This window comes from Sandaracinobacteroides hominis (assembly GCF_016464365.1).
Lineage (GTDB): Bacteria > Pseudomonadota > Alphaproteobacteria > Sphingomonadales > Sphingomonadaceae > Sandaracinobacteroides > Sandaracinobacteroides hominis.
In genome coordinates this window covers 18,130-43,027 of sequence record NZ_JADCUC010000009.1, presented here as the reverse complement: position 1 = coordinate 43,027, position 24,898 = coordinate 18,130, and the positions used below count along the sequence as shown (strand labels likewise).

The window sequence follows — 24,898 nt, the reverse complement described above, 5'->3', positions numbered from 1 at the left end:
AATTGGTTAACGGTGGATGAACTGCTTCGACCAACGGCATTTGCCCATCGACAAAGGGCGTCGCCTAGAGACGGCTGTTTCAGTAGGGTGACAGCATGAACCAAGCATTCCAGCCCCGCACGGACAGGAAACCGTCCAGCGGCCCTTCCGAACGGGCCGGGCAGGGCGAGCCATCCCCGCGCATGGCCATCCTGTCGATCATCGGTTTCTGGCTCGTCTATTTCGTATTGGCCACCGCCCGTGCCGCCGTCTCCGACATGCCCGGGCAGGAAGAGATGTTGCTGCGCCGTGGCATCGTCACGATCGTCGCGATGCTGCTCACCGGCCTGCTCTACATGCTGCTCCGCCGCTACGATCACGCCCGCACGGGCAAGCTGCTTACCATCGCCTTCGTCGCGTCGGCGCCGCTGGCCTTTGCCTATGCAACGGTCAACTACATCGCCTTCTACGGCTTCCCCATCGCCGAGCACATGGCGATGGACATGGAGTACAAGGGCGACAGGTCCGTCTACACCGACGCGCCGATCTCGGTCATCGTCTCCTCTGCGCTCGAATGGTATTTCTTCATTGCCTCCTGGGCGGTGATGTGGGTGGCGCTGCTCTATGCCAGCAAGGTCCAGCGGGTGGAGCGGCAGGCCGCGCAATATGCCCGCGCCGCGCAGGACGCCGAGCTCCGCGCGCTCCGCTATCAGGTCAACCCGCACTTCCTCTTCAACACGCTCAATTCGCTTTCCTCGCTCGTCATGCGCGATCGCGCCGAGGAAGCCGAGCGGATGATCCTCAACCTCTCCACCTTCTTCCGCGCCTCCCTCACCCGCGAGGCCAACGAAAATGTGCCGCTCTCAGAGGAACTGCGCCTGCAGCTTCTCTATCTCGACATCGAAAAGGTCCGCTTCCCGGAACGGCTGGTGGTCAAGGTCTCCGTTCCAGACGTGCTGAACGATGCGCTGGTCCCGGCGCTCATCCTGCAGCCGCTGGTGGAAAACGCGATCAAATACGGCGTCTCGCGCAGCCAGCGCCCGGTCACGGTCACCATCGCCGCCGAGGCTGTCGGCGGCCATCTCGAACTCTGGGTGCGCGACGACGGCGATTCCGTCGCCACCGCCAGCGAGCCGGGCTGCGGCGTCGGCCTCGCCAATGTCGAGGCCCGGCTGAAGGCCTCGTTCGGCGACGCCGCCGACAGCGTCGCCGGCCGCCCCACTGCCGGCGGCTGGCTGGTGCGGCTCAGGATGCCGCTGATCCGCGGTTGACCGCAGCCGAGGCTTGATGCTGCCCGAAGAAAACGCCACCAGAGCCGCCATGGCGCAATTGAAGACCCTGATCGTCGATGACGAGCCGCTTGCCGTCGAACGCATGCAGATCCTCTGCTCCCGCCTGGCCGGCGTGCAGCTGGTCGGCACCGCTTCCGACAGCGAGGCGGCGCTTCGCCTGATCGACGCGCTGGAGCCCGATCTCGTCTTCCTCGATATCGCCATGCCCGGCCTCACCGGCCTCGACGTCGCCAACGCGCTGGAAGGCAGGGAACGGGCGCCCGCGATCGTCTTCGTCACCGCCTTCGATCAGTTCGCGGTCGCCGCCTTCGATGCCGCCGCCGTCGATTACCTGCTGAAACCGGTCGCCCCGGAGCGCCTGGAAAAGGCCGTTGCCCGCGCAGCCGAGCGCCTGCGGATCGCCGCCGAAACCCCAGCCGACGCCGCCCCTGCCGACGCTTCGCGCTATGCCCGCGAATTCTGGGTCCCCAACCGCGGCGAGCTGACCCGCGTCGCGGTCGCCGACATCGACCGCATCGAGGCCGAACGCGACTATATGCGCCTCCACGCCGGCAACCGCAGCTGGCTGATCCACGAAACGATCGGCGCGCTGGAGGCGCGGCTGGATCCGGCGGAATTCATCCGCCTGCACCGCTCGTCGATCGTCCGCCGAGATCGCGTCGCCCGCCTCGCGCACGACGGCCAGGGCAACTGGACAGCCGAGCTGGAAGGCGGCCAGCAGCTCCGCATCGGCCGCACCTATCTGGCAAGCGTCCGCTCCAGCGTCACCAAAAGCTGACACGCCCCCAAGCATCGCCTAAAATGAAAATGACCCGCTTCCGGCAAAGGAAGCGGGCCAGTGGGACTGACAGGTTGAGGCGGGCGGGAGCAGGCAAGCTCCCGTCCGCCAAACTGGAAAGGTTATTCCGCCGTGCCTGCCGGCTGCTGCACGCGGGAGGCCATCTGTTCGGATTGCGCCCGCGCCACCAGCACGTCCCGCTTTGACGAAGCGGCGGCGATAGAGGCCCGCTCGCACGTGGCGCGGGCCGTAGCGGCGGCAAGGTCGCGATTGTCTTCCTGCATGCAGACGCTGCGGGCGGCCCGCTCGATCCGGGCGTCGAGCTTCTCGACGTCGGCCGGATTGGCGAGGTTCAGCCCGGAGGTCGAAACCTGGGTGGTGCGAAAGTCGCCGCCCTCGGGCACGCCGGCAAAGGCGGCGCCCTGCAAGCAGGTCATCGCAACCGCGGCGATCAGGGCGAGGGGCATACTGGTGCGGGTCTTGGAAAGGGCAAACATCGGGGGTCTCCTGTTGGGGATGCTGCCGGGGAGTTATCGAGAGGGGTTGATGTCCCCGGCAGCACCATGACCCTGCTTGTAGCGACCCCGATTTTCCGGTCGCGTCTCCGTCGACAGGCAGCGTCCGGGCTTCTGCGACTGACATGCAGTTCGACGAACGCCATCTGTGGGTCGACCAACGGCATGGGCTGCAGCCGGACTGCGGCAGAATCGGCCCCCGGAATCAGCCTCGGAATCAGCCTCGGAAAGGGAAAGCTGGCGCCATGCCGCCGCTACCCTCTGCAAAACCGCATCGGCCAGGCTGTGGCGCCCCCACCTCCCGTGCCTGTGTTGCACTGCAGCGTCATTCAGGTTGCAGCTGCGTGCGGCCGTCTCCGACAGGGCTTTTCCGAAGCAAAGGATGCGGCTAGAGCCCGGACATGAGCTCCGCACCGCCCCCGCCCGAAACGCGCATCGTCCACAGCCGCCGCGTTGCGTGCGACGGCGATGAAGGGGCGCTCGGCCATCCCCGCGTCTGGCTGCAGATCGACGAACGCAATTTCGTCGATTGCCCCTATTGCGACCGCCGCTTCATCCTCGAAGGCGACGGTGGCGGGGATCACCACTAGATCAGGCTAGTCGATGGGCTCCGGCTCTTTCGTCAGTGCAGTCGCGATGGCGCCGCGCTGTCCGGTCCAGCTGCAGGGCGTAAATCTCCCGCAGAAACCGGCGGTCCCGCCACCGGCAACACCCCTCCACCCGCAATCCGCTTGCCCAAAACCGCATGCCCCAACGTTCCGACAGCCACAGCGGGAGCGGGCCCAACCCCCGTCAAGCGCTCCACATTGCCTTTGACGCCCGAAGGCCTATTTCGGGCAGATGGACAATCTGCTCTACGCCGAACTCGATCCCGCCGAGGCCGAACGCCTCACCCGCGATGCGCTTGCCGGGCTGGAGGACGGCGAACTCTATCTGCAGGCCGCCGTCTCGGAGAGCTTCGCCTTCGACGACGGCCGGCTGAAGACCGCCAGCTTCGACCAGACCAAGGGCTTTGGCCTGCGCGGCGTCGCCGGCGACGTCAGCGGCTATGCCCACGCCAACGAGATCAGCGCCGGTGCCATCCGCCGCGCCGCGGAAACCCTGGCAGTGGTGAAATCCGCCGGCGCCCACACCCCGGCCATCGCCCCGCGCGGCACCAACCGGCGCCTCTACACGGATGCCGATCCGCTTTCCGCCGTCCCCTTCGCCACCAAGGTCGAGCTGCTGGCAAAGATCGACGCGGCCGCCCGCGCCCGCGACTCCCGTGTCGTGCAGGTAACCGCCAGCCTCGCCGCCAGCTGGAGCCATGTGGAAATCATCCGCGCCGATGGTCTGAAGGTGAAGGACATCCGGCCCCTCGTCCGCCTCAACGTCGGCATTGTCGCCGAAAAGGACGGCCGCCGCGAATCCGGCAGCTGGGGCTTCGGCGGCCGCGCGCTCTACGACAAGCTGTTCGACGAGAGCGAGTGGCAGCGCGCGATCGACCTCGCGCTGGCGCAGGCGCTCACCAATCTCGAAGCCGTCCCGGCGCCTGCCGGCGTCATGCCCGTGGTGCTCGGCCCCGGCTGGCCCGGCATCCTCCTGCACGAAGCCGTCGGCCACGGCCTCGAAGGCGACTTCAACCGCAAGGGCACCTCCGCCTTCTCCGGCCGCGTCGGCGAACAGGTCGCGTCGCGCGGCGTCACCGTCATCGACGACGGCAGCCTTCCAGACCGGCGCGGCTCGCTTTCGGTGGACGACGAAGGCACCCCCACCTCGCGCACCGTGCTGATCGAGGACGGGATATTGAAGGGCTATATGCAGGATCGCATGAACGCGCGGCTGATGGGCGTGGAGGCCACCGGCAACGGCCGGCGCGAAAGCTTCCGCCACCCGCCAATGCCGCGCATGACCAACACCTTCATGGCGGCCGGCACCGAGGATCCGGGCGAAATCCTGCGCAGCGTCAAGCGCGGCATCTTTGCGAAGAGCTTCGGCGGCGGCCAGGTCGACATCGTCTCCGGCAAGTTCGTCTTCAGCTGCACCGAGGCCTATCTGATCGAGGAGGGCAAGCTCGGCGCCCCGGTGAAGGGCGCCACCCTTATCGGCAACGGCCCGGCGGTGATGCAGAAAATCGCCGCCATCGGCAACGATATGGAGCTGGACGAGGGAATCGGCACCTGCGGCAAGGGCGGCCAGTCGGTGCCCGCCGGCGTGGGTCAGCCAACGCTGCTGGTGGAAGGGCTGACCATCGGCGGCACGGCCTGATGCTGGCAGAGCTCACGACGGTGACAGACGTGGCATTGGCGCAGATCCTCCGTGGCCGCCTTGCCGCGGCCGGAATCGAGGCCGTGCTTTTCGATGAAGGCTTTTCCGGCCTGCTGGGCGGTGGATTTCCCGGAATTCGGTTGATGGTGATTGCCGACGACCTGCCTGCAGCCAGGGGCCTCCTTGGATTGCCCGAAAATGAGGCAAGCGACTGAGGCCATTCCAGACCCTGCCGAGATTTTGGGCACTTTCGTGACAGTTTTTGCTGCACTGCAACCGAAGTTCCGCTTGGAAGAAAGTTGGCACACTTCCTGCATAACCAATGAACGGCTGGCGTGCCTTGCACGAAAGGCCGCAGGTTCGGGAAGGGAAGGGTCGACGTGAAATTCATCGTAGCCGTCATCAAGCCGTTCAAGCTCGACGACGTCCGCGAAGCGCTGACCGCGCTCGGCGTGACGGGCATGACCGTGACCGAGGTGAAGGGTTTCGGCCGCCAGAAGGGCCAGACCGAAATTTACCGCGGCGCTGAATATACCACCAACATGGTGCCCAAGGTGAAGATCGAAATCGCCGTCGCAGCCGATCTGGCGCCCCGCGCGGTCGAAGCCATCCAGCAATCTGCCCACACCGGCGCGATCGGCGACGGCAAGATCTTCATCTTCGATGTCGGCGGCGTGGTGCGCATCCGCACCGGCGAAACCAACGAGACGGCGCTCTGATGCCGCTCGAATCACACTCCCAAAAACAGTTCAAGGAGGGGTCTTTGATGCAGTTCCCACAGCTTAGCTGGGGCAGGCTTGCCCTGGGGCTGGGCCTTGCCGGGGTGGCGCTTGTCGCCCCCGCCCATGCCCAGGAAGCCGTCGCCGTCGCTACCGATGCGGCGGTCGCCGCCGCTGCTCCCGTGGCCGCGGCCGTCGCCGAAGCACCCGTTCCGAACAAGGGTGACACCGCCTGGATGATGACGGCCACCGTCCTCGTCATGGCGATGATCGTCCCCGGCCTCGCCCTCTTCTACGGCGGCCTCGTCCGCACCAAGAACATGGCCTCGGTCCTCACCCAGATCACCGCCGTCGCCGCACTCGCGATGCTGATGTGGGTGATGTTCGGCTACAGCCTCTCCTTCGGCGGGGACTTCAACCAGTTCATCTCGACCGGCAAGTTCTTCCTGGCCGGCGTCACCGCGGATTCCAATGTCGCCACCTTCACCGATGGCGTCGTCATTCCCGAGTTCGTCTTCATCGCCTTCCAGATGACCTTCTCTGCCATCACCGTGGCGCTGGTCGTCGGCGGCCTTGTCGAGCGGATGAAATTCTCCGCGCTGATGGTGTTCGCCATCGTCTGGCTCACCATCGTCTACTACCCGATCGCGCACATGGTCTGGTATCTGGGCGGTGACGATGCCGCCACCGGCCTGATCTTCGGCTGGGGCGCTCTCGACTTCGCGGGCGGCACCGTGGTCCACATCAACGCAGGTGTCTCGGCGCTGGTGGGCTGCATCATCCTCGGCAAGCGCATCGGCTACCAGAAGGAACTGATGGCGCCGCACTCGCTGACGATGACGCTGATCGGCACCGGCCTGCTGTGGGTTGGCTGGTTCGGCTTCAACGCCGGCTCGGCGCTCGAGGCCAATGGGTCGGCCGGTCTCGCCCTCATCAACACCTTCACGGCAACGGCCGCCGGCGTCCTCTTCTGGATGCTCACCGAAAAGCTGCTGGGCCACTCCGGCTCGCTGCTGGGGGCCTGCTCGGGCGCCATTGCCGGCCTCGTCGCCGTCACACCGGCGGCCGGCAACTCCGGTCCGTTCGGCGCCATCCTGCTCGGTGCCATCGCTGCCGTCGCCTGCTGCCTCTTCGTGATGAAGGTTAAGCCGAAGCTCGGCTTCGACGACTCGCTCGACGTGTTCGGCATCCACGGCATCGGCGGCATCATCGGCTCGATCGGCACCGCCTTCACCATGCTGGCCGTGCTCGGCGGACCTGCCGGAGAAGATTATGTCCTCGCCTCCCAGCTGTGGATCCAGGTGAAGTCGGTCGTCGTCGCCATCGTCTGGTCGGCAGTCGGCGCAGCCATCGCCTTCTACATTGCCAAGGCCCTCACCGGCCTGCGTGCCTCCCCCGAAGCCGAGCGCGAGGGCCTCGACCTCGCCGAGCATGGGGAACGCGCCTACAATTATTGAGTTCGGAGCCGCGCACTAAGGCAATGCGGCTCCCCCCAGATCGGCCGGAAATTCCAAGCCCGGCCCCCAAGTTCCTCCCCAAGGAACCAACCTCCCCGGCAGGGAAACCTGCCGGGGATTTTTTTGGCTGAAGCGGCCGACGCTTTTGGCGAAGCCAAAACGCGCGAGTCCGCGCAAGCCCGGCCGGCGTGCGCCTGGCGGAGCCAGGCGACACGTCCGACGAGCGGGCTTTGCCCGCAACCTTCCTGCCTTCCTGCCGTCTCCGGAGCGGACTCGCGGTCTCAGCCCGCGGCCGCGCCTCAACGCAAAAGCCGTCAGCGAAGGCAGGGGGCCGCGCCGCGACGCCGAGTCTGCGAGTTAGCGCTTTGCGCTAATCGCAGCCGGCTTCCGCGTTAACGCAGGGCGTCAACGCGGACGCGGCAAGTTCGGCCCGAACGGCCTCGGCGGCCCGGCCGGCCGATCCCGACGCGGCATCTGCGCCTGATACGCCACCAGGCAATGCTCCCCGCAATAGGGGAAACCGGGATTCACGGGCTTGCCGCAGAAATGGAAATCCGCTTCGTCCGGGTGCCCGATCGGCCACTTGCAGATCCGGTCGTTGAGATCGAGCAGCGTCACCCGCGCGCCCTTGGCACGCGGCGCAGCGCGCGGCGCCGGCATCACCGGCACGGCAGAGGACATCGGCGCCGAAACCGGGGCGGCAACGGCCGCCGGCGCAGGCGCCACGGCCGGGGCTTCCGCGACACGCGGCGCAGGCGCCGGCCTCGGCGCTGCCACGCGTGGCTCGGCCTTCGGCGCGGCCGCCTTCGGCTCGCTGCTCTTGGGCTCGCCGGTCTTCAGCGGCGACGGGCGCGATGCCAGCCCCAGCCGGTGCGCCTTGCCGATCACGGCATTGCGCGAAAGTCCTTCGCCCAGCAGTTCCGCGATCTGGCTCGCAGAGCGGCCTTCTTCCCAATATTGCTTCAGCTGAGCGATGCGCTCGTCAGTCCAGGCCATTTCGGCTCCCGCTAGTCAGTGTGCGCTTGCCCGGCCCGTTTGCGCCGGATAGGACGGCTTCAGCCATGCAAGCACCCGTGTCACCCCAATCCGAAGCGCCTGTCCATCCGGAACCCGGGGTTCCGGTCATTCTCGGCGTCAACTGGCTGGGAATACGCACGCTCTATATGAAAGAAGTGCGCCGCTTCTTCAAGGTGCAGACACAGACCATCTGGGCGCCGGCCATCACCACCATGATGTTCCTTGCCATCTTCACGCTGGCGCTCGGCAGCGCCAAGGGGAATGTGCTGGGCTTCCCCTATGCCACGTTCCTTGCGCCCGGCCTCATCATCATGGGCATGGTGCAGAATGCGTTCCAGAATTCGCTGTCGTCGATCATCATCGCCAAGGTGCAGGGCACCATCGTCGATGTGCTGATGCCGCCGCTCAGCCATGGCGAGCTGCTGTTCTGCTATGCCGCCGGCGCCGTCACCCGCGCCTGGCTGGTGGGGATCGCCATCTGGCTTGCGATGCTGTTGTGGCCGGGCGTCGATGTCTCCGTCGCCAACCCGCTGCAGGTCTTCTTCTTCGGCACCGCCGGTGCGCTGATGCTGGGCCTGCTCGGCGTGCTGACAGGCATCTGGGCCGACAAGTTCGATCATGGCGCTGCCGTCACAAACTTCCTCGTGCAGCCGCTCACCCTGCTGTCCGGCACCTTCTATGCGATCGATCGCCTGCCCCCGGTCATGCAGGCGATCAGCCGGGGCAATCCCTTCTTCTACATGATCGACGGTTTCCGCGCCGGCTTCATCGGCGTGGCAGAGGCGCCGCCGCTGCTGGGCGCGATCATCGTCGGCGGACTTTGCGCCGCCTTCTGGGCGCTCGCCTATGCGCTGCTCAAATCGGGGTGGAAATTGCGCGCCTGAGCCGCTATGTCCGCAACCATAGCTGAGGCGGCGGAAGCGCCGCCTCTTTTCGTTTCAGGAGCCCCATTCGGCATCAGCCGAAGCTACAGCGCGAGGACAGCATGGCCATTTCCCCTCTCATGCCCGTTTACCCCCGGTGTGCGTTCGCGCCGGTGCGCGGGGAGGGCGCCTATCTGTTCGACGCAGCCGGCAACCGCTGGCTCGATTTCGCCAGCGGCATCGCCGTCAACGCGCTGGGCCACAACCACCCGCACCTCACCAGGGCGATCCAGGATCAGGCGGCAACGCTGATGCACGTCTCCAACCTCTACGGCTCGCCGCAGCAGATGGCAGTCGCAGAACGTCTGGTGGCGCTCACCTTCGCCGACACCGTCTTCTTCACCAACTCCGGCGCCGAAGCCGTCGAGTGCGCGGTGAAGACGGCGCGCGCCTACCACTACGCCACCGGCAACCCACAGCGCTACAAGCTGATCAGCTTCTCCAACGCCTTCCACGGCCGGACGATGGCGGGCATTTCCGCCACCGATCAGGAAAAGCTGCGCAAGGGCTTCGAACCGCTGCCGGACTGGTTCCATGTCGTGCAGTTCAACGATCTCGCTGCCGCAGAGGCCGCCATCGACGACAACACCGCCGGCTTCCTGGTGGAACCGATCCAGGGCGAAGGTGGCATCCGCGCCGGTACACAGGAGTTCCTGCAGGGCCTGCGCAAGCTCGCCGACCAGCACGGCCTGATGCTGGTGTTCGATGAAGTGCAGACCGGCGTCGCCCGCACCGGCACGCTGTTCGCCTATGAACAATATGGCATCACGCCGGATATCATGGCCGTCGCCAAGGGTATCGGCGGCGGCTTCCCCGTCGGCGCCTGCCTTGCCACCGAAAAGGCCGCGACCGGGATGGTCGTCGGCACGCACGGCTCCACCTATGGCGGCAACCCGCTGGCGATGGCCGCCGCAGGTGCCGTGCTGGATATCGTCGCCACGCCGGAATTCCTCGCCAACGTCCGCGAAAAAAGCGACCGCCTGCGTGCCGCGCTGGAGCAGATGATCCCCAACCACGATCTGTTCGACAGCATCCGTGGCATGGGCCTGATGCTCGGCCTGAAGCTGAACGCCGACAGCCGCGCCTTCGTCGCCCACTGCCGCGACAATTTCGGCCTGCTGACGGTGTCGGCCGGCGAGAATGTCGTGCGCGTGTTCCCGCCGCTCAACGTCGAGGAATCGCACATCCGCGAGTTCGTGGAAAAGCTCTCCGCCGCCGCTGCCGCCTTCGAGGTGCCGAAGGCGGCATGAGCAGCGGCATGAAGCACGTCCTCAACCTGTCCGATCTCGGTCCCGGCGGCCTGCGCCGGGTTCTCGACCACGCCCGCGCCCGCAAGACCGCGCGCCGCGGCCTCCCGCAGGGCGCGCCAGACAGCGACGCCCCGCTGGCCGGCCACCTGCTCGCCTGCATCTTCGAAAAGCCCTCCACCCGCACACGCCTCAGCTTCGACGTGGCAATGCGGCAGCTCGGCGGCGAGGCGATCACACTCGCAGCCGGCGACATGCAGCTCGGCCGTGGCGAAACCCTCGAAGACACCGCCCGCGTCCTTTCCGGCTTCGTCGATGCGATGATGATCCGCGCCAACCGCCACAGCGACGTGGTGGCGCTGGCCGCGGCTGCCAGCATACCGGTCCTGAACGGCCTCACCGACCTCTCGCACCCCTGCCAGATCGTCGCCGACCTGCTGACCGTCGAGGAAAAGCTCGGCCGCAACACCGATGGCACCCGCTGGGCCTGGGTAGGCGACGGCAACAATGTCTGCAATTCCATCATAGAGGCTGCCGGCCTCCTCGGCTTCTCGCTGACCATCGCCGCCCCCGCCGGCTTCGAACCGGACGCCGCCTTCGTCGCCGCCGCCCAGGCACGCGGCGCCACCATCGCGTTCGGCACCGACCCGGACGAAGCCGTCCGCAACGCCGATGTCGTCGTCACCGATACCTGGGTCTCGATGGGCGACACCGACAACGCCGATCGCCGCCGCGCCTTCGAGCCTTACCAGATCAACCCGATGCGCATGGCGCTCGCGAAGCCCTCGGCGATCTTCCTCCACTGTCTCCCGGCCCATCGCGGCGAGGAAGTCACCGACAGTGTCATCGACGGTCCGCAATCGCTGGTCTGGGAAGAGGCCGCCAACCGCGTCCACGCGCAGAAAGCCCTGCTGCTCTGGGCGCTCGGCAAGCTCAGCTGATGGCCGATTCCCTGCATCGAGACGGCGACAGGCTGATCGGCTTCACGCTGCCCGGGCGCGGCGCCCGCGGCCGCGTCGTCCGGCTCGACAAGGCGCTCGGCGAAATCCTCGCCGCCCACGCCTATCCCGAACCCATCGCCCGGCTGCTCGGCGAAACGCTGGCGCTGACGGCCCTGCTGGGCGCCCTGTTCCGCCCCGAGGAAGGCCAGCTCACGCTGCAGGCCAAGGGCGAAGGCGGCCCGGTCCGGCTGCTGGTCGCCGATTTCCGCGCCGAGAATGGCGAGGGCGCCCTGCGCGGCTACGCGGCGCAGGATCTCGACCGCCGCTTTCCGCCCGCCGCCACGCTCGAAACCCTGTTCGGACGCGGACAACTGGTCATCACCCTCGATCAGACCGCCAGCTCCGAACGCTATCAGGGCATCGTCGCGCTCAGCGGCGAACAGTTGCAGCAGGCCGCGCAGGGCTATTTCGAGGATAGCGAGCAACTGCCTACGCTCGTCCGCCTGTCCGCCTCGCAGGATGCCGACGGCCGCTGGACGGCGGGCGGCCTCATCCTGCAGCACATGTCCCGCGCCGAGGAAGGCGACCGCCGCCTCCACCTCGATGAAGACAGCAGCAACTGGGACCATGTCGCCGCGCTCGGCGGCAGCGTCACCGAAGACGAGCTGACCGACATCGGCCTGCCGCTCGAATCGCTGCTCTGGCGGCTCTTCAACGAAGACGAGGTCCGCGTCCTTCCGGCGCTCGGCCTGCACCGCGGCTGCCGCTGCTCCACCGATCACATCCGCAGCGTGCTCGCCCAGTTCAGCGAGGAAGACCGCGCCGAAATGCGCAACGCCGACGGCGTGATCTCGGTCGATTGCGAGTTCTGCTCCCGCCAGTTCCTGATGGACGTCTGACCTGCCGGGAGCGGACCTGTCCTGCCTGCGGTACCTCGCCGTATCGACGCACCCGGCATTTCGGCCACGCTTTTGTCCAACTCACCGTCTATATCATCGGCCATGAGCATCGGTCGGAAGAACATGGCGCTGATTGGAATTCTCGCTGCATCTTCAGGTGCGGCGTGGGCGCAGGTGCCCGCGTTGCGCGCACTGCAGGGCTTCCAGGCCGGTCAGTGGCAATCGAAATCGCTTGGCAACGGCGGCGACGTGCAAAGCCAGTGCCTGCCCAACGTCGAGACGATGCTGATCGGCAGCCGTGCGGCCCCGCAATGCGTCTTCACCACCATCTCCGATGAGGAAGACGGCGCCGTCGTCACCTATCGCTGCGCCAGCGGCCGCTCGGGCCGCACCGCCATCCGCCGCGATACGGCTGGAATCTTCGTCATCGACGCGCAGGGTCTGGAGGCGGGTCTCCCCTTCGCCTCGCGCACCGAATGGCGCCGTACGGGTTCCTGCTGACCGGCTCCCAACTGCGGCAGGCTTAACAAGCCTCCATCCGCCGCTATTCTGCACCGATGGGATGGGAAGCTGAAATCGAGGAGCTGCGTCGCCGGCAGGCGCTGGCGCAACGCATGGGCGGCCCTGAAAAGCTGAAGCGACAGGCCGACGCCGGCCGGCTCGACGCCCGGGCCCGGATCGCAGCCGTCGCGGATTCGGGCAGCTTCCACGAAATCGGCGAGCTTTCCGGTTTCGCCACCTACGCCGCCGACGGCGAGCTGGAGGCTGTGCTGCCGGCCAATTTCCTCTTCGGCCGCGCCGAGGTCGATGGCCGCCCGGTGGTGCTGACAGCAGACGACTTCACCGTGCGCGGCGGCGCCGCCGACGCCGCGCTGCACCGCAAGCTGCTGGAGGCCGAGCGGCTGGCCGCCGAATATCGCATGCCGCTCATCCGCATGATCGAGGGTACCGGTGGCGGCGGCTCGGTGAAAAGCCTCGAAGGCATGGGCCACACCTACATCCCCGAAATCCCCGGCTGGGAGGAAATGGTCGCCAACATGGCCCGCGTGCCGGTGGTCGCCCTCGGCCTCGGACCGGTCGCCGGTCTCGGCGCCGGTCGCATGGTGATGGCGCACTACAGCCTGCTCGTCGAAGGGCTGTCGCAAATGTTCGTCGCCGGCCCGCCGGTGGTCGCGGCAGCAGGCGAGAAGCGCACCAAGGAAGAGCTGGGTGGCGCCGAAATCCACGCGAAGAACGGTGCCGTCGACGACCGCGTCGCCAGCGAAGCCGAGGCCTTCGCCCGCCTCCGCCGCTTCCTCTCCTACCTTCCCTCCAGCGTCGAGGAACTGCCCACCCGCGCAAAAACCCGCGATCCGGTCACCCGCCGGGAGGCATGGCTCAACGCCGCCGTCCCCCGCGATTCCCGCCGCCTCTATCCGATCCGCCCCATCGTCGAGGCGGTGGTGGACAAGGGCAGCTGGTTCGAGATCGGCCGCGAATGGGGCCTCGGCGTCGTCACCGGCCTTGCCCGGCTGGATGGCTGGCCGGTCGCCATCGTCGCCTCCAATCCCGAGGCGCTCGGCGGCCTGTGGACGGCGGCAACCGCCCGCAAGGTCGAGCGGATGGTCGATCTCGCCGACAGCTTCCATCTCCCCGTCGTCCATCTCGTCGACAACCCCGGCTTCCTCATCGGCCGCCGCGCCGAGGACGAAGCGACGATCCGCTGGGGCAGCCGCGCGCTCACCGCCATCTATCAGGCGAGCGTGCCCTGGGCGACGGTCATCCTGCGCAAGGCCTATGGCATGGCCGGCAGCGCCCATGCGCCCGCAGATCGCTTCCGCTGGCGCATGGCCTGGCCCAGCGGCGACTGGGGCAGCCTGCCGATCGCCGGTGGCCTCGAGGCCGCCTATCGCGGCGAACTGGAAGCATCGGAAAATCCGGCCGAAAAGCTGGCCGAAATCAAGGCCCGCCTCGAACGCGTCCGCAGCCCCTTCCGCACCGCAGAGCGCTTCGGCGTCGAGGCCATCATTCCGCCGGAAGAAACCCGCGAGCAGCTCTGCGCCTTCGCCGCAATGGCGCAAAGGGCGCTGAAACCGGGCCGCAAGGGGCGCGGCCTCAGGCCCTGACACCCGTCCTGTTTCCGGGACGGACCTATTGGTTAATAATGGGATCAGGCGTCGGCTGATTTTACAGCATTTCAGCACAGCCACATTTGTGTTCATGTAACAGACGGGAAACGTGCAGATTTCCTGGCGCACGAAGTTGGTCTGCATCTTGCAGGGAATGCGATACCATGTATGAAGGTGGAGGGATTTTCATGTTCAGGAAACTTGCTATCGCGGCAACGCTTGCGCTCGGCGTCACCAGCGCAGCACAGGCCGTCACGCCCACATATCCGACGCCCGGCACCGCCAACGTCCTCGACTACAGCTTCACCGCTGCAGCGACCGGAGACATTGTCGCCTATTTCGTCGGTCACACCGCCGGCTACACCAACCTGCTCGGCATGTCGGTCAACGGCGTCGACACCGGCATCTGGGGTCTCAACAACCAGACCACGGCTCCCGGCACGTCCCTGAACTTCGGCCCGGTCAACGCCGGCGACACGCTGGTCTTCAAGATCAACGTCACCAACACCGGCGAGTATTTCTACTCGCAGCGCAGCCTGAACGGCGACGGCATCACCCACATCTTCTCCGCCGCCTATGCCGGCGGCGATTTCGGCATCCCCGCCGGCACCTATGTCGGTTTCGAGGATCTGAACGGCGGTGGCGATCTCGACTATGACGATCTGCGGTTCGTCTTCACCAACGTGAAGGGCGTCGAAATCGGCGGCGTTCCCGAACCCACCACCTGGGCCATGCTGATCGCCGGCTTCGGTCTCGTCGGCGCGGCTGCCCGCCGCCGCAAGGGCATCGCCGTCACCTCGGCCTGATCTTCCAAGCTGTATGACGCAGGGTGGGCCGCGCCGAAAGGCGCGGCCCTTTCGCGTTGCGGGATCCGGATGAACGTCTCGCGCATCCTTGCAGTCGGCCAGGCCTGATCGGCTATTGCCTGCGAACCGTCTCCAGCCGTTCCCGTACATAGGGATAGCCGACGTCGGCCGGTATGCTCAGCCAGCCATCGGGCGAGATCGTCGGCTGAATGAACGGCGGCGGCGTTTCATCCGCCAGCAGCTTTGCCACCGTCCCGAACTGCCCCAGTCGGGCGACATTGCAGCGGGTCGGAAACAGCAGGCTGATCCGCCCGGCATCAGCGTCCGCCAGCAATTCGGCCGGCGTCGCCCACCGCGCGTGCACCGCCTCGTGCCCGTCCGCCGCCATCTCCTCGCCATCGGGCAGCGCCGCCACATAGAAATGCGTATCGAACCGCTTGTGCAGCCCCTCCGGCGGCAGCCAGCGCGCAAACGGCACCAGCCGGGCAGCGTCCAGCCGGTGCCCCACCCGTTGCAGCAGCTCGCCAAAGCCGATCTCGTGCCGGTCGGAAGCCGGTCGCAGCTCTGCCCGCAGCTCCGCGCTCACGGCGGCCCCGCCGGAAAGCAGGATGCCGGATTCCTCGAACGCCTCGCGCGCGGCTGCCACCCGCGCCGTCGCATCCACCGCATCCAACCCGCCAAACCCCTCGAAACAGTCGCCCTCGGCGCTGTCTGACGCATCCACCTTGCCACCCGGAAACGCCACCGCGCCGCCGGCAAAGCCCATCCCCTTCGCCCGCTCTATGGCAAGGATCTGCAGCCCTTGCGCGCTGTCGCGGGCAATAATCACAGTGGAGGCGGGAATGGCGACGCTGCTTCGCGCGCCGCGCTCAGGGGTTGCAATGCTCATCATCGGCGACGATAGCGGCGGGTGCCGGCCCCGTCCCCTACCAATTCGGGCCCCTACCAATTCGGCCCCCTGCCCCAATTCGGCCCCCTGCCAATTCGGAGGTATCGCGCGGCGCCGCGCAGGAGATGTGCATGACCGGAGTTGCCGATTGGGACGGAAAGAGCGCGCCGGCGCTGCTGGCGCTGGAGCGGCTGGACCGCGATCTGTTCCGCAACCGGCTGAACCAGCGCAACGCCAACGACGCGCTCTTCGGCGGGCAGGTGCTGGCACAGGCGCTCACCGCCGCCACCCACACCATCGGTGCCGACGGCGCAACGCGGCACGTGCACTCCCTGCACGGCTATTTCCTGCGCGCCGGTCGCGTCCACGCCCCCGTCATCTATCAGGTCGATCGCACCCGCGACGGCGGCCGCTTCTCCACCCGCCGCGTCATCGCCATCCAGGAGGGCGAGCCGATCTTCCACATGGAATGCGGCTTCCACGCCCCCGAGCGCGGCTTTGACCACCAGGCCCCGTTTCCGCCCCACATCACCCCGCCGTCCGAACTGCAGTCGCTGCCCGAGCTCGCCGTCTCCATGGGCAGCCGCCTCCCGGATCTTGTCCGCGAACGCTGGAGCCGCACCGACTGGCAGATCGAGGTAAAACCCGTCGATCCGATGCGTTTCCTGCACATCGATGGCGCACCCCCCAGCCGGGCGATCTGGATGCGCCTGCCCAGCGGCGCCGGCGCCACTCCCGCCGAACAGGCCTGCCTGCTCGCCTACATGTCGGATTACTGGCTCGCCGGCACGGCAGCGCTGCCGCACACCCTGCCCATGCCGAACCCCAACCTGTTCATGGCCAGCCTCGATCATGCCATGTGGTTTCACCGCCCTGTGCAGGTGGAGGAATGGATGCTGTTCGATTGCGACAGCCCGTCTGCACAGCACGGCCGCGGCTTTTCGCGCGGCCTTGTCTATGCCGAAGACGGCACACTGGTTTCCAGCCTCGCGCAGGAAGCGCTGCTCCGCCCGCGACAGGGGTGACTTGCCGGGCGGGGCGGGTTCAGGCCGGCCGTCGGCAAAGCCGCCGAGTCCGGCTGGGCGTTTTAGAGAAGTAAGGAAGGTTGCGGGCAAAGCCCGCTCGTCGGACGTGTCGCCTGGCTCCGCCAGTCGCACGCCGGCCGGGCCTTCGGCGAGTCGAGAGTTAGCGCTTCGCGCTAATCTTCGCCGCCTTCGGCCTGGCCTGGTGGAGACGAGGGGGATCGAACCCCTGACCTCAGCAGTGCGATTGCTGCGCTCTCCCATCTGAGCTACGTCCCCGTCTCATCGATCGAGGGCCCAGGCCATGAGAAGCGCGGCCTATAGCGAGCCGTTTCCTCCCGCACAAGCCTTCAGCAGCGCTTCCGCACCGGCCTGTCCAAACCGCTCCGGGGGCAACTCTTGTGAATCCGCCGCATCCTGCTAGCTTGGCGGCAAGTGCCTGAGGCAGTTGCTGCTTCAAGGTGACCTCAGGCGGATACGGCCCCTCGGGGCAGCCTCCGCCGGGCGAGACGGGACGTTGAAGATGGGTGACAACCGCGCCACAGGCGCCGCCTCTGGCCACCGCCAGAGGGCTGACGAAAGCTCCGGGCCTCCCCGGAAAGGCGAATCGCCCGCCGGCACTGTCCGGCAGGTCTCCGCACAGGCATTCCCAGCCGCAAGCATCCGCTCCCGCGAAGCCCCCCGCCGCGCCACCGGCCACCATCGCGGCCCGATCGCCGCCCTCGATCTCGGCACAAACAACTGCCGTCTGCTGATCGCCCGCCGTGTCGGCGCCGACGGCGACGGCGAGTTCCAGGTGATCGATGCCTTTTCCCGTATCGTCCGGCTGGGCGAAGGGCTGCTGCAATCCGGCCGCCTGTCCGACGCCGCGATGGACCGCGCCGTCGCCGCGCTCGCCACCTGCGCCGACAAGCTGGCCCGGCGCGGCGTCACCCAGGTCCGCAGCGTCGCCACAGAGGCTTGCCGCCGCGCCAGCAACGGCCCGGAGTTCGTCCACCGCGTCTACAAGGAAACCGGCCTCGCCCTCGACGTCATCACCCCCGCCGAGGAAGCCCGCCTCGCGGTAATCGGCTGCCAGACGCTCATCGACCGCAAGGCCCGCCGCACACTGGTGTTCGACATCGGCGGCGGCTCCACCGAAGTCGTCCTGCTGGAGCGCGTGAACGGCAACAAGCCCGGCCGCCGCGAAGGCGGGTTGCGCATGGAGGCATGGGTCAGCGTGCCCTGGGGCGTCGTCTCGCTGGGCGAAACCGAGCTGGCGGATGCCGGCAGCCCCGCCAGCCGCCTCATCGCCTACAACCGGATGAAGGCCCGCGTCAGCGATCATCTGGCCCCGTTGGCGCGGCGCATTCGCGGCGAAGTGCAGCTGCTCGGCGCGTCCGGCACTGTCACCACGCTCGCCAGCCTCAACATGGGCCTCGCCCACTATGATCGGCGGCAGGTCGACGGCTCCCTCGCCTCCACTGCCGAACTGATCGCCCTCAGCCACGACCTCGCCGTCAAATCCCCCGAAGACCGCGCGCTGATCCCAGGTGTTGGTGCCGATCGCGCCGATCTCGTGGTCGCGGGCGCCGCCATACTCGAGGCGCTGATCGATCTCGGCGCCGCCCCCCAGCTGCGCGTCGCGGATCGCGGCATCCGCGAGGGTATCCTGCGCAGCATGATCGCGCGCGAAGACAATCAGAGGACGGCATGACAGCATCGCGCGGCAATTCCGGGGGCGGCTCAGGCGGTTCAGGTAGCGGCGGCGGCACCCGCTCCGGCGGCGGCCGATCGCTGGGCGGCCGCACCCGGCTCAAGTCCCGCCGCGGCCGCACCAACAGCTCGGCCCGCTGGCTCGAACGCCAGCTGAACGACCCCTATGTGAAGCGCGCCCACGCCGAAGGCTGGCGCGCCCGCGCCGCCTACAAGCTGATCGAGCTCGACGAACGCTTCAACCTGCTGCAGGGCGCCGACCGCGTCGTCGACCTCGGGGCAGCACCCGGAAGCTGGTCGCAAGTGGTGATGAAACGCCGCCCCAGGGCCACCATCATCGGCATCGACCTCCTCGAAGTCGCCCCGATGGCCGGCCTCACCTTCCTCCAGGGCGATTTCCTCGCCGAAGGCATGGACGAGCGCCTGATCGAAATGCTCGGCGGCAAGGCCGACCTCGTCCTCTCCGACATGGCCGCCAACACCGTCGGCCACAACCAGACAGACCATTTCCGCACCATGGCGCTGGTAGAGGCGGCCGCCCACTTCGCCGCCCGGATCCTCCGCCCCGGCGGCAGCTTCGTCGCCAAGGTACTCGGCGGCGGCGCCGACGCCTCGGTAGTGGCCGAACTGAAACGCCAGTTCGAAACCGTGAAACACGCCAAGCCGCCGTCCAGCCGGAAGGAATCGAGCGAGACGTTTCTGGTGGCAACCGGGCGCAAGGTGGAGGGGTAGGTTTTGCGTCCGGCGCCAAAGCCGACAAGCAGCAGGATCGAAAGCGACGCCAGCAATAGGAGCGACAAGCAAACAGCGCTGATGTGGACAGCGATCTCCGCAATTGCGCAAACAGCAAACTTCGTGCCTGTCGGGTAGCCTTCAGGAAATCGGTGGGAAACTCCGGCGGAGGCGACCAACGCGTCCGCCCTGTCCTACATCCCCAATCCCTGCCACAACCGCGCCAATGTCGGAGCGAAGCCAACCCGCATTTTTCCCTGTCCTACACGCAACCCACAAGCTACGCGCGCGCCCACGCACCCGGGCGGTCGCGCACAGGAGTCCGTGGGAAGTTTGGGAAGTTTGCCCTGGTATTTCTCCAACAGGCCTGCGCACGAAGGCACGGCCGGCGGCAAAGCCGCCGAGTCCGCTGGAAGGCAGGAAAAAGGAAGTGTGCGGGCAAAGCCCGCTCGTCGGACGAGTTCGTGGGCCTGATGGCCCACGCCTCGCCGGCCGATCTTTCGCGGAGTCGCGCGTTATGGCTTCGCCAAAAGCGTCGCCCGCTTCAGATGAATCCACCCCCAAGTGACAGCCGCACCAGCGCCACCGCAATCACCACAAGGTTCAAGATCTGGCCTTCCTTGCGGCTGGAGATCAACCCAAGCACCAACCCCAACCCGGCGATCGGAATAACAAACCAATTGGCCCAACCAACAAAGGGGATGATTCCGAAGAGCGCGATAACGCCGGCAACAACGCCGATCAGCAGCGACAGGACGTTCAACATGGCTACAGAAAACCTTCCGAAAAACAAATGGTCCCGTCTCTCGCCCGCAATATGAACACCCCAAGGTGGAACTTCAATCTCCCGCGCACTAGGTGATGGACATGAATCGCATTGCCCCAGCAGAATGGGCGCCGCAGCGCGCGCTCTTCACAGCCTTCCCGTCAGACCCCGAACTGTGGGAAGACGATCTCGCCCCGGCACAGGCAGAGGTCGCCGCCATGGTGCGCCAGCTTGCCGAAACGGTGCCGGTGCATCTGCTCGCCAGTGGCACAATCGCCGCCGAACAGGCCCGCGCAGCAGTCGGCAGATCCGCCACCATCCACGACATCCAGTTCGGCGACATCTGGGTGCGCGACACCGGCCCGGTCTTCACCGGCCCCGAAAGCTGCGCCCGCTTCCGCTTCAACGGCTGGGGCGGCAAATATGACCTCCCCGGAGACGACACGGTCGGCGCCGAAATCGCCGGGCTGGTGTCGGCTGCCGTAGACGCGCAGGATTTCATCCTCGAAGGCGGCGCCATCGAATATGACGGGCAGGGCCTGATCCTCACCACCGAGCAATGCCTGCTGAACCCCAACCGCAACCCGGGCTGGACCCACGCCAGGGCCGAACAGGCGCTGGCGAAGGCATTGGGCGCCCGCCGCATCGTCTGGCTGGGCGAAGGGCTGCTGAACGACCATACCGACGGCCATGTCGACAACCTCGCCCGCTTCGTCGCCCCCGGCACCGTGGCGCTGCCGAAGGGCGATGCCAGCGATCCGAACGCGGCAGTCTTCGACGACGCCCGCGAACGCCTGCGCGCGGCTGGCCTCGCCGTCGTCGATATCCCCTCGGTCGGCGCCTACGAGATGGACGGAGACCTGGTCCCGGCCAGCCACATGAACTGGATCATCGCCAACGGGCAGGTGGTGGTGCCGCTCTATGGCACCGCCAGCGACGCGGCAGCGGTTGCAGCCGTCCGCAAATGCTTCCCCCGCCACAAGGTAACGGGCCTTCCCGCCAACCATATCCTCACCGGGGGCGGCAGCTTCCACTGCATCACCCAGCAGGTTCCGGCCTGAGCCGGAGGCGAAAAAACCAATGGAGTACATGATGCACGTCGGCGCAATCCAGATGGCGATGTCGGGCAACCGCGACGCCGACATCGCAAAGGCGATGCAGTTCGTCCGCGAAGCCGCAGGGCAGGGCGCGAAGATCATCCTGCCGCCGGAGTTGTTCGAAGGCCATTATTTCTGCACCGCGCAGGATGAGGGCGTGTTCGCCACCGCCGCCCCGGTCGAAACCCATCCCGCCGTGCTCGCCGCGCGCGAAATCGCCCGCAACGAGCGCATCTTCCTCCCCACCAGCTTCTACGAGCGCGACGGCCACCATTACTATAACTCGCTCGCCTTCATCGGCGACGACGGCATGGTGCAGGGCGTCTATCGCAAGAGCCATATCCCGGATGGCCCGGGCTATATGGAGAAATTCTATTTTCGCCCCGGCAATACCGGCTTCAAGGTCTGGCCCACGCCCCATGGCACGGTCGGCGTCGGCATCTGCTGGGATCAATGGTATCCGGAAACCGCCCGCTCGATGATGCTGATGGGCGCGGACCTGCTGATGTTCCCCACCGCCATCGGCAACGAACCGCATGATCCGGATCTCGACACCCGCCGCCTCTGGGTGCGCGCGATGATCGGCCACGCGGTCAGCAACGTCGTCCCCATCGTCGCCGCCAACCGCGTCGGGGTCGAACCTACTGCCGATGGCGCCGGCGCCCACTTCTATGGCAACAGCTTTATCGCCAACCAGCGCGGCGACATGGTGGCCGAAATGGATACCGCCAGCGAAGGCGTCATCACCGCCCGGTTCGACCTTGCCGAAATCGCCCGCCACCGCGCCGCCTTCGGCTTCTTCCGCGACCGCCGCCCCAACCTCTACGGCCGGCTGGCGGAGGACATCTGATGCTCGGCCGCCGCGAGCTCCTCGTGGGTGCGGCGGCGCTCTCCGCATTTCCCGCCCGCGCCGCCCCGATCTGGAGTGAAGGGGTCCCGCTCCCCTATGCGGTGCAGGAAATCTACCCGACGCTCTGGCGCGATATGCTGGTACTGGGCGGCGGCTTCCGCGCCCGCGGCCCGGAATTCGTCGCCAATCTCGGTGCCCTCTGGCCAACGGCAACGGTCCTCGCCGCTGACCGCGCCGCAGGCCGAAGTGGCAGGCGGCGTGGTGGGCAAGGACGTGTTGATCGCCGGCGGCCGCACGCCGTGGGAAGGCAGGAACGGCAGCTATGCCGACCACCGCGACACCGGAGCCGCCCACTACCTCTTCAGGTCGACCGCCGACGCCACCGCCGCGCGGAACATTTCGGGCGTCAGCCGCCCGCTGTTCTGGTTCAGCCGCGAGGGATGATAGCTGTCGACCAGCACATAGCCGGTGTGCAGCCGGTGCACGGCGCCGTGCGCAAACGGCAGCTTCGGCAACTTCCCGCCCAGCGCCTTGCCCGCAGACTGGTGCGCGATCTGCCCCAGCGCCAGCACCACCTTCAAGTGCGGCATCGCCCGCAGCTCATCCTTCAGGAACGGGCGACAGCTCCGCATTTCCTCCGGCGTCGGCTTGTTGGCCGGCGGCAGGCAGCGCACGGCATTGACGATGCGGCAATCCAACAGCTCCAGCCCGTCATCCGCAGTCGCGCCATAATCGCCGCGAACCAGTCCGAACTCGGCCAGCGTCCCGAACAGCAGCCCGCCGGCCCCGTCGCCCGTGAACGGCCGCCCCGTTCGGTTCGCGCCCTTCTCGCCCGGCGCCAGCCCCACGATCGCCAGCCAGCCACCCTTATCGCCAAAGCCCGGCACCGGCGCGTTGAACCAGTCCGGGTGCGCCGCGCGCAACGTCTCGCGGTGCGCGGCCAGGCGCGGGCATAGCGGACAGTCGGGGGAGGGCTCCATGCAACGCAGCGCTACCAGCCCCGACAGGTCCACGCCAGTGATCGTGGCGCTGGGCGGCAATCGCTGCCACGGCCGGCACGGCCGCCCGGAGCAGGTGCTGCAGGCCGCAATCAGGAAACTGGCAAAGCGAGGCCTGCGGATCGAGCGAACCTCCCGCATCCTCTCCACACCGCCGCTCGGCCCCTCCAACCGACGCTATGCCAACTCCGCGCTGAAGGCCCGCTGGGGCGGCAGCGCCCCCGAACTGCTGAGCCTCCTGAAGGCGCTGGAACGCGAGTTCGGCCGCCGCCGCGGCCAGCGCTGGGGCGCCCGTGTGCTCGATTGCGATCTCATCGCTTTCGGCCAGCAAAGCCTGCACCTGCACGGCCTCGAACTTCCCCATCCGCGTCTCCACCAGCGCGATTTCGTGCTGCGGCCCATGCTGGAAATCTGGCCCGACTGGCGACACCCGCAACGCCTCCAAACCGTCCGCCAGATGCTTGCCCGGCTGCAAAAGCCGAAACCCAGCGGTTGATTGCCCGGCCTCAACCGCCTAAGGGCCTCCCTCCGCAGCCCTTGGTGGGGGCTCGTAGCTCAGTTGGTAGAGCAACGGACTTTTAATCTGTAGGTCCCGGGTTCGAGTCCCGGCGAGCCCACCATGTCAGCCATTTTTCCCATTCTTTCCATTCTGTTGGGTGGATTTCTCGGCTAACCGCTCTTCATGGTTCGCCAAATCCGCATCCGAAAGATGCGAGATTGCCGCCTTCGCGAGCCGCTCCTGATCGACGCTGGCGGTATAGAGCGACACCTCAGCATCGCCCTTCCATCCGCCCACAGCCTTCAATGATTGCTGAGACGCCCCGCTTTCAGCTAGCCTTCGCGCCATCGCTTTTCGCAACCCGTGCGCCGTGCACTGCGGCAACTTGGCTTCATCACACCACCGCCGCATGGCATTCCCGAACCCAGCGCGGCTGTATGGCTTGCCGTGCTCCGTCACCAGAAACGTCCGAAGCCCGATTCGTTGCATGGCGTCGATCGCCTGCTGAAGCTGGGGCGCCATCGGCAGCCACAGATCAGTGCCGGTCTTTCCTTGCCGATAGTTGATGCGCCCATCCTTCAGATGCTCGCTGCCCAGCAACCGCGCATCGCCACGTCGCTGCCCTGTCCAGAGCATGATTTCCAAAGCCAGACGGGCGCGAGTGCCTAGCGCATGGCGCGCTTGGTATTGTGCAATTTCCGCCTCCGACCATGAGTGATAGCCTGCGGTCTTCGGGACTTTCACCCTCTCGGCTTCTTCTGCGGGATTGCGGGTAATCCACTCCAACCGCTTCGCGTAGGCGAACAGGCGAACAAGTTGCTTGCGCAGATTTCGCGCTGCCGATGGTCCGCCGACCAGTCGCCCTCGATCATCGGGCTTCTTCTTGGCGCGCTCCGCCAGAATGGCTTCGATATGATCCCAACGGAAGTTGCGAACCAGATCGTCGCCATAGCTGACACGAAAGCTCTCCAGGAGGAGGCGGCGCCGGTGGCGATCGTCATCACCGCCGCTGTTGAAGTTGGTCGAGCCGTAATACCGCCACAGCAAGTCGGACACGCTCCCCGGTATGCAGCGTCCCGAGCCGGGCTGGATGCGATTGCCGGCCTCGCAGGCCTCTAGCTCTTCCCGAAAGCCCGGCGTGTCCGGAGGGTTACGAAAGCTGTAGGTTGGGAAGCCCGTCTTGCGCCACCGCCACCGCTGCTTGCCGTGGCGATCCCGATAGCTGGAAACGTTCGGATGGCGGCGCTTTCGCTTCGTCACTTCAACACCCTGTCCAAGGGGTTGGATGGCTCGACAGGAGAGCCATCGTCGAAGATCAACCGAATTCCGCCAAAGCGATCAATGACACATTCTCGCACCTTCATACGAGCATCCGTCGCACCGCCCAAAGCTCGCGCAACATCAGCCTTTGTGAAGATGGCG

26 protein-coding genes and 2 tRNA genes are annotated in these 24,898 nt (G+C 66.9%); 21 read left to right on the top strand and 7 right to left on the bottom strand.

Annotated elements, in window-relative coordinates:
- Window positions 1-95 precede the first annotated feature (95 nt).
- Window positions 96-1,250: a sensor histidine kinase gene (locus IM784_RS15550; RefSeq protein WP_199556273.1), complete on the top strand. Its 1,155-nt coding sequence runs from the start codon at window positions 96-98 to the stop codon at window positions 1,248-1,250.
- Between the two features lie 49 nt (window positions 1,251-1,299).
- The gene (locus IM784_RS15545; RefSeq protein WP_199556330.1) at window positions 1,300-2,049 is read left to right on the top strand and encodes a LytR/AlgR family response regulator transcription factor; all 750 of its coding nucleotides are present in this window, start codon (window positions 1,300-1,302) and stop codon (window positions 2,047-2,049) included.
- 122 nt (window positions 2,050-2,171) lie between these two features.
- Here the strand turns inward: IM784_RS15545 and IM784_RS15540 are convergent, their stop codons facing one another.
- A complete protein-coding gene (locus tag IM784_RS15540) occupies window positions 2,172-2,546 on the bottom strand; it encodes a UrcA family protein (protein ID WP_199556272.1) in 375 nt (124 codons plus the stop codon).
- A gap of 419 nt (window positions 2,547-2,965) precedes the next feature.
- Between IM784_RS15540 and IM784_RS15535 the strand changes: the two genes are divergently transcribed.
- The 5 genes from IM784_RS15535 to IM784_RS15515 all read left to right on the top strand — a co-directional run bounded on the left by IM784_RS15535 (window position 2,966) and on the right by IM784_RS15515 (window position 6,987).
- Complete coding sequence (locus tag IM784_RS15535) at window positions 2,966-3,154, top strand: zinc-finger domain-containing protein (protein WP_199556271.1); 189 nt, start codon at window positions 2,966-2,968, stop codon at window positions 3,152-3,154.
- Window positions 3,155-3,404: 250 nt separating this feature from the next.
- Window positions 3,405-4,811 carry a metalloprotease TldD gene (gene tldD / locus IM784_RS15530; RefSeq protein ID WP_199556270.1) on the top strand — a complete coding sequence of 469 codons (1,407 nt, stop codon included), beginning with the start codon at window positions 3,405-3,407 and terminating at the stop codon, window positions 4,809-4,811.
- Entirely contained in the window at window positions 4,811-5,026 is a 216-nt protein-coding gene (locus IM784_RS15525; RefSeq protein ID WP_199556269.1) for a putative signal transducing protein, read from the top strand. Before tldD ends, IM784_RS15525 begins: the two co-directional genes overlap by 1 nt.
- Window positions 5,027-5,191: 165 nt before the next feature.
- Window positions 5,192-5,530, top strand: coding sequence for a P-II family nitrogen regulator (locus IM784_RS15520; protein ID WP_199556268.1), 339 nt, complete (start codon window positions 5,192-5,194; stop codon window positions 5,528-5,530).
- Window positions 5,531-5,577: 47 nt separating this feature from the next.
- Window positions 5,578-6,987 (top strand): ammonium transporter, encoded by a 1,410-nt coding sequence (locus IM784_RS15515; RefSeq protein WP_199556267.1) that lies wholly within the window; start codon window positions 5,578-5,580, stop codon window positions 6,985-6,987.
- A gap of 405 nt (window positions 6,988-7,392) precedes the next feature.
- Here the strand turns inward: IM784_RS15515 and IM784_RS15510 are convergent, their stop codons facing one another.
- Complete coding sequence (locus IM784_RS15510) at window positions 7,393-7,983, bottom strand: GcrA family cell cycle regulator (protein WP_199556266.1); 591 nt, start codon at window positions 7,981-7,983, stop codon at window positions 7,393-7,395.
- Between the two features lie 65 nt (window positions 7,984-8,048).
- Between IM784_RS15510 and IM784_RS15505 the strand changes: the two genes are divergently transcribed.
- The 7 genes from IM784_RS15505 (at window position 8,049) to IM784_RS15475 (ending at window position 14,928) form a co-directional block, all read left to right on the top strand.
- Complete coding sequence (locus tag IM784_RS15505) at window positions 8,049-8,888, top strand: ABC transporter permease (RefSeq protein WP_199556265.1); 840 nt, start codon at window positions 8,049-8,051, stop codon at window positions 8,886-8,888.
- A gap of 101 nt (window positions 8,889-8,989) precedes the next feature.
- Window positions 8,990-10,177 carry an aspartate aminotransferase family protein gene (locus tag IM784_RS15500; RefSeq protein ID WP_199556264.1) on the top strand — a complete coding sequence of 396 codons (1,188 nt, stop codon included), beginning with the start codon at window positions 8,990-8,992 and terminating at the stop codon, window positions 10,175-10,177.
- Window positions 10,178-10,185: 8 nt separating this feature from the next.
- Window positions 10,186-11,115 (top strand): ornithine carbamoyltransferase, encoded by a 930-nt coding sequence (argF, locus tag IM784_RS15495; RefSeq protein ID WP_235977423.1) that lies wholly within the window; start codon window positions 10,186-10,188, stop codon window positions 11,113-11,115.
- Entirely contained in the window at window positions 11,115-12,014 is a 900-nt protein-coding gene (hslO, locus tag IM784_RS15490; protein ID WP_199556262.1) for an Hsp33 family molecular chaperone HslO, read from the top strand. Before argF ends, hslO begins: the two co-directional genes overlap by 1 nt.
- 102 nt (window positions 12,015-12,116) lie before the next feature.
- Window positions 12,117-12,515: a DUF3617 domain-containing protein gene (locus IM784_RS15485; protein ID WP_199556261.1), complete on the top strand. Its 399-nt coding sequence runs from the start codon at window positions 12,117-12,119 to the stop codon at window positions 12,513-12,515.
- Window positions 12,516-12,571: 56 nt separating this feature from the next.
- Window positions 12,572-14,119, top strand: a complete 1,548-nt coding sequence (locus IM784_RS15480; protein WP_199556260.1) for an acyl-CoA carboxylase subunit beta — start codon at window positions 12,572-12,574, stop codon at window positions 14,117-14,119.
- A 191-nt stretch (window positions 14,120-14,310) separates the two neighbouring features.
- Entirely contained in the window at window positions 14,311-14,928 is a 618-nt protein-coding gene (locus IM784_RS15475; RefSeq protein ID WP_199556259.1) for a PEPxxWA-CTERM sorting domain-containing protein, read from the top strand.
- A 112-nt stretch (window positions 14,929-15,040) separates the two neighbouring features.
- Here the strand turns inward: IM784_RS15475 and IM784_RS15470 are convergent, their stop codons facing one another.
- Complete coding sequence (locus IM784_RS15470; RefSeq protein ID WP_199556258.1) at window positions 15,041-15,820, bottom strand: NUDIX hydrolase; 780 nt, start codon at window positions 15,818-15,820, stop codon at window positions 15,041-15,043.
- Between the two features lie 128 nt (window positions 15,821-15,948).
- On the opposite strand from IM784_RS15470, the gene IM784_RS15465 reads away from it, so the two are divergent.
- Window positions 15,949-16,842, top strand: a complete 894-nt coding sequence (locus IM784_RS15465) for an acyl-CoA thioesterase (RefSeq protein WP_199556257.1) — start codon at window positions 15,949-15,951, stop codon at window positions 16,840-16,842.
- A 200-nt stretch (window positions 16,843-17,042) separates the two neighbouring features.
- Here IM784_RS15465 and IM784_RS15460 read toward each other — a convergent pair.
- Window positions 17,043-17,118: transfer RNA gene (locus IM784_RS15460), tRNA-Ala, on the bottom strand.
- A 244-nt stretch (window positions 17,119-17,362) separates the two neighbouring features.
- Here IM784_RS15460 and IM784_RS15455 point away from each other — a divergent pair.
- Complete coding sequence (locus IM784_RS15455) at window positions 17,363-18,535, top strand: Ppx/GppA phosphatase family protein (RefSeq protein ID WP_199556256.1); 1,173 nt, start codon at window positions 17,363-17,365, stop codon at window positions 18,533-18,535.
- A complete protein-coding gene (locus IM784_RS15450) occupies window positions 18,532-19,266 on the top strand; it encodes an RlmE family RNA methyltransferase (RefSeq protein ID WP_199556255.1) in 735 nt (244 codons plus the stop codon). Before IM784_RS15455 ends, IM784_RS15450 begins: the two co-directional genes overlap by 4 nt.
- Before the next feature lie 544 nt (window positions 19,267-19,810).
- Here the strand turns inward: IM784_RS15450 and IM784_RS15445 are convergent.
- Window positions 19,811-20,032 carry a hypothetical protein gene (locus IM784_RS15445; protein WP_199556254.1) on the bottom strand — a complete coding sequence of 74 codons (222 nt, stop codon included), beginning with the start codon at window positions 20,030-20,032 and terminating at the stop codon, window positions 19,811-19,813.
- Window positions 20,033-20,133: 101 nt separating this feature from the next.
- Between IM784_RS15445 and IM784_RS15440 the strand changes: the two genes are divergently transcribed.
- Both IM784_RS15440 and aguB read left to right on the top strand, forming a co-directional pair.
- Window positions 20,134-21,093 carry an agmatine deiminase family protein gene (locus IM784_RS15440; RefSeq protein WP_199556253.1) on the top strand — a complete coding sequence of 320 codons (960 nt, stop codon included), beginning with the start codon at window positions 20,134-20,136 and terminating at the stop codon, window positions 21,091-21,093.
- A 28-nt stretch (window positions 21,094-21,121) separates the two neighbouring features.
- On the top strand, window positions 21,122-21,979 hold the full coding sequence (gene aguB, locus IM784_RS15435; protein WP_199556252.1) for an N-carbamoylputrescine amidase: 858 nt from the start codon (window positions 21,122-21,124) through the stop codon (window positions 21,977-21,979).
- 353 nt (window positions 21,980-22,332) lie between these two features.
- Here the strand turns inward: aguB and IM784_RS15430 are convergent, their stop codons facing one another.
- Window positions 22,333-22,959 carry a uracil-DNA glycosylase gene (locus tag IM784_RS15430; RefSeq protein WP_199556251.1) on the bottom strand — a complete coding sequence of 209 codons (627 nt, stop codon included), beginning with the start codon at window positions 22,957-22,959 and terminating at the stop codon, window positions 22,333-22,335.
- On the opposite strand from IM784_RS15430, the gene folK reads away from it, so the two are divergent.
- Both folK and IM784_RS15420 read left to right on the top strand, forming a co-directional pair.
- A complete protein-coding gene (gene folK / locus IM784_RS15425) occupies window positions 22,958-23,473 on the top strand; it encodes a 2-amino-4-hydroxy-6-hydroxymethyldihydropteridine diphosphokinase (protein WP_199556250.1) in 516 nt (171 codons plus the stop codon). The genes IM784_RS15430 and folK overlap by 2 nt on opposite strands.
- Before the next feature lie 48 nt (window positions 23,474-23,521).
- Window positions 23,522-23,597 (top strand) — tRNA-Lys (locus IM784_RS15420).
- A gap of 2 nt (window positions 23,598-23,599) precedes the next feature.
- Here the strand turns inward: IM784_RS15420 and IM784_RS17670 are convergent.
- Window positions 23,600-24,736 (bottom strand): tyrosine-type recombinase/integrase, encoded by a 1,137-nt coding sequence (locus tag IM784_RS17670; RefSeq protein WP_199556249.1) that lies wholly within the window; start codon window positions 24,734-24,736, stop codon window positions 23,600-23,602.
- Window positions 24,737-24,898: the final 162 nt, after the last annotated feature.

Bases quoted from the DNA above. Each gene is read 5' to 3' on its own strand.
- IM784_RS15505 (WP_199556265.1), top strand. From the start codon at position 8,049: ATGCAAGCACCCGTGTCACCCCAATCCGAAGCGCCTGTCCATCCGGAA.
- IM784_RS15465 (WP_199556257.1), top strand. From the start codon at position 15,949: ATGACCGGAGTTGCCGATTGGGACGGAAAGAGCGCGCCGGCGCTGCTG.
- aguB (WP_199556252.1), top strand. From the start codon at position 21,122: ATGATGCACGTCGGCGCAATCCAGATGGCGATGTCGGGCAACCGCGAC.
- IM784_RS15545 (WP_199556330.1), top strand. From the start codon at position 1,300: ATGGCGCAATTGAAGACCCTGATCGTCGATGACGAGCCGCTTGCCGTC.
- IM784_RS15550 (WP_199556273.1), top strand. From the start codon at position 96: ATGAACCAAGCATTCCAGCCCCGCACGGACAGGAAACCGTCCAGCGGC.
- folK (WP_199556250.1), top strand. From the start codon at position 22,958: ATGCAACGCAGCGCTACCAGCCCCGACAGGTCCACGCCAGTGATCGTG.
- IM784_RS15475 (WP_199556259.1), top strand. From the start codon at position 14,311: ATGTTCAGGAAACTTGCTATCGCGGCAACGCTTGCGCTCGGCGTCACC.
- IM784_RS15500 (WP_199556264.1), top strand. From the start codon at position 8,990: ATGGCCATTTCCCCTCTCATGCCCGTTTACCCCCGGTGTGCGTTCGCG.
- IM784_RS15450 (WP_199556255.1), top strand. From the start codon at position 18,532: ATGACAGCATCGCGCGGCAATTCCGGGGGCGGCTCAGGCGGTTCAGGT.
- IM784_RS15445 (WP_199556254.1), bottom strand. From the start codon at position 20,032: ATGTTGAACGTCCTGTCGCTGCTGATCGGCGTTGTTGCCGGCGTTATC.
- IM784_RS15470 (WP_199556258.1), bottom strand. From the start codon at position 15,820: ATGATGAGCATTGCAACCCCTGAGCGCGGCGCGCGAAGCAGCGTCGCC.
- IM784_RS15510 (WP_199556266.1), bottom strand. From the start codon at position 7,983: ATGGCCTGGACTGACGAGCGCATCGCTCAGCTGAAGCAATATTGGGAA.
- IM784_RS15440 (WP_199556253.1), top strand. From the start codon at position 20,134: ATGAATCGCATTGCCCCAGCAGAATGGGCGCCGCAGCGCGCGCTCTTC.
- tldD (WP_199556270.1), top strand. From the start codon at position 3,405: ATGGACAATCTGCTCTACGCCGAACTCGATCCCGCCGAGGCCGAACGC.
- IM784_RS15540 (WP_199556272.1), bottom strand. From the start codon at position 2,546: ATGTTTGCCCTTTCCAAGACCCGCACCAGTATGCCCCTCGCCCTGATC.
- argF (WP_235977423.1), top strand. From the start codon at position 10,186: ATGAAGCACGTCCTCAACCTGTCCGATCTCGGTCCCGGCGGCCTGCGC.
- IM784_RS15455 (WP_199556256.1), top strand. From the start codon at position 17,363: ATGGGTGACAACCGCGCCACAGGCGCCGCCTCTGGCCACCGCCAGAGG.
- hslO (WP_199556262.1), top strand. From the start codon at position 11,115: ATGGCCGATTCCCTGCATCGAGACGGCGACAGGCTGATCGGCTTCACG.
- IM784_RS15430 (WP_199556251.1), bottom strand. From the start codon at position 22,959: ATGGAGCCCTCCCCCGACTGTCCGCTATGCCCGCGCCTGGCCGCGCAC.
- IM784_RS15525 (WP_199556269.1), top strand. From the start codon at position 4,811: ATGCTGGCAGAGCTCACGACGGTGACAGACGTGGCATTGGCGCAGATC.
- IM784_RS15485 (WP_199556261.1), top strand. From the start codon at position 12,117: ATGAGCATCGGTCGGAAGAACATGGCGCTGATTGGAATTCTCGCTGCA.
- IM784_RS15535 (WP_199556271.1), top strand. From the start codon at position 2,966: ATGAGCTCCGCACCGCCCCCGCCCGAAACGCGCATCGTCCACAGCCGC.
- IM784_RS15480 (WP_199556260.1), top strand. From the start codon at position 12,572: ATGGGATGGGAAGCTGAAATCGAGGAGCTGCGTCGCCGGCAGGCGCTG.
- IM784_RS15515 (WP_199556267.1), top strand. From the start codon at position 5,578: ATGCAGTTCCCACAGCTTAGCTGGGGCAGGCTTGCCCTGGGGCTGGGC.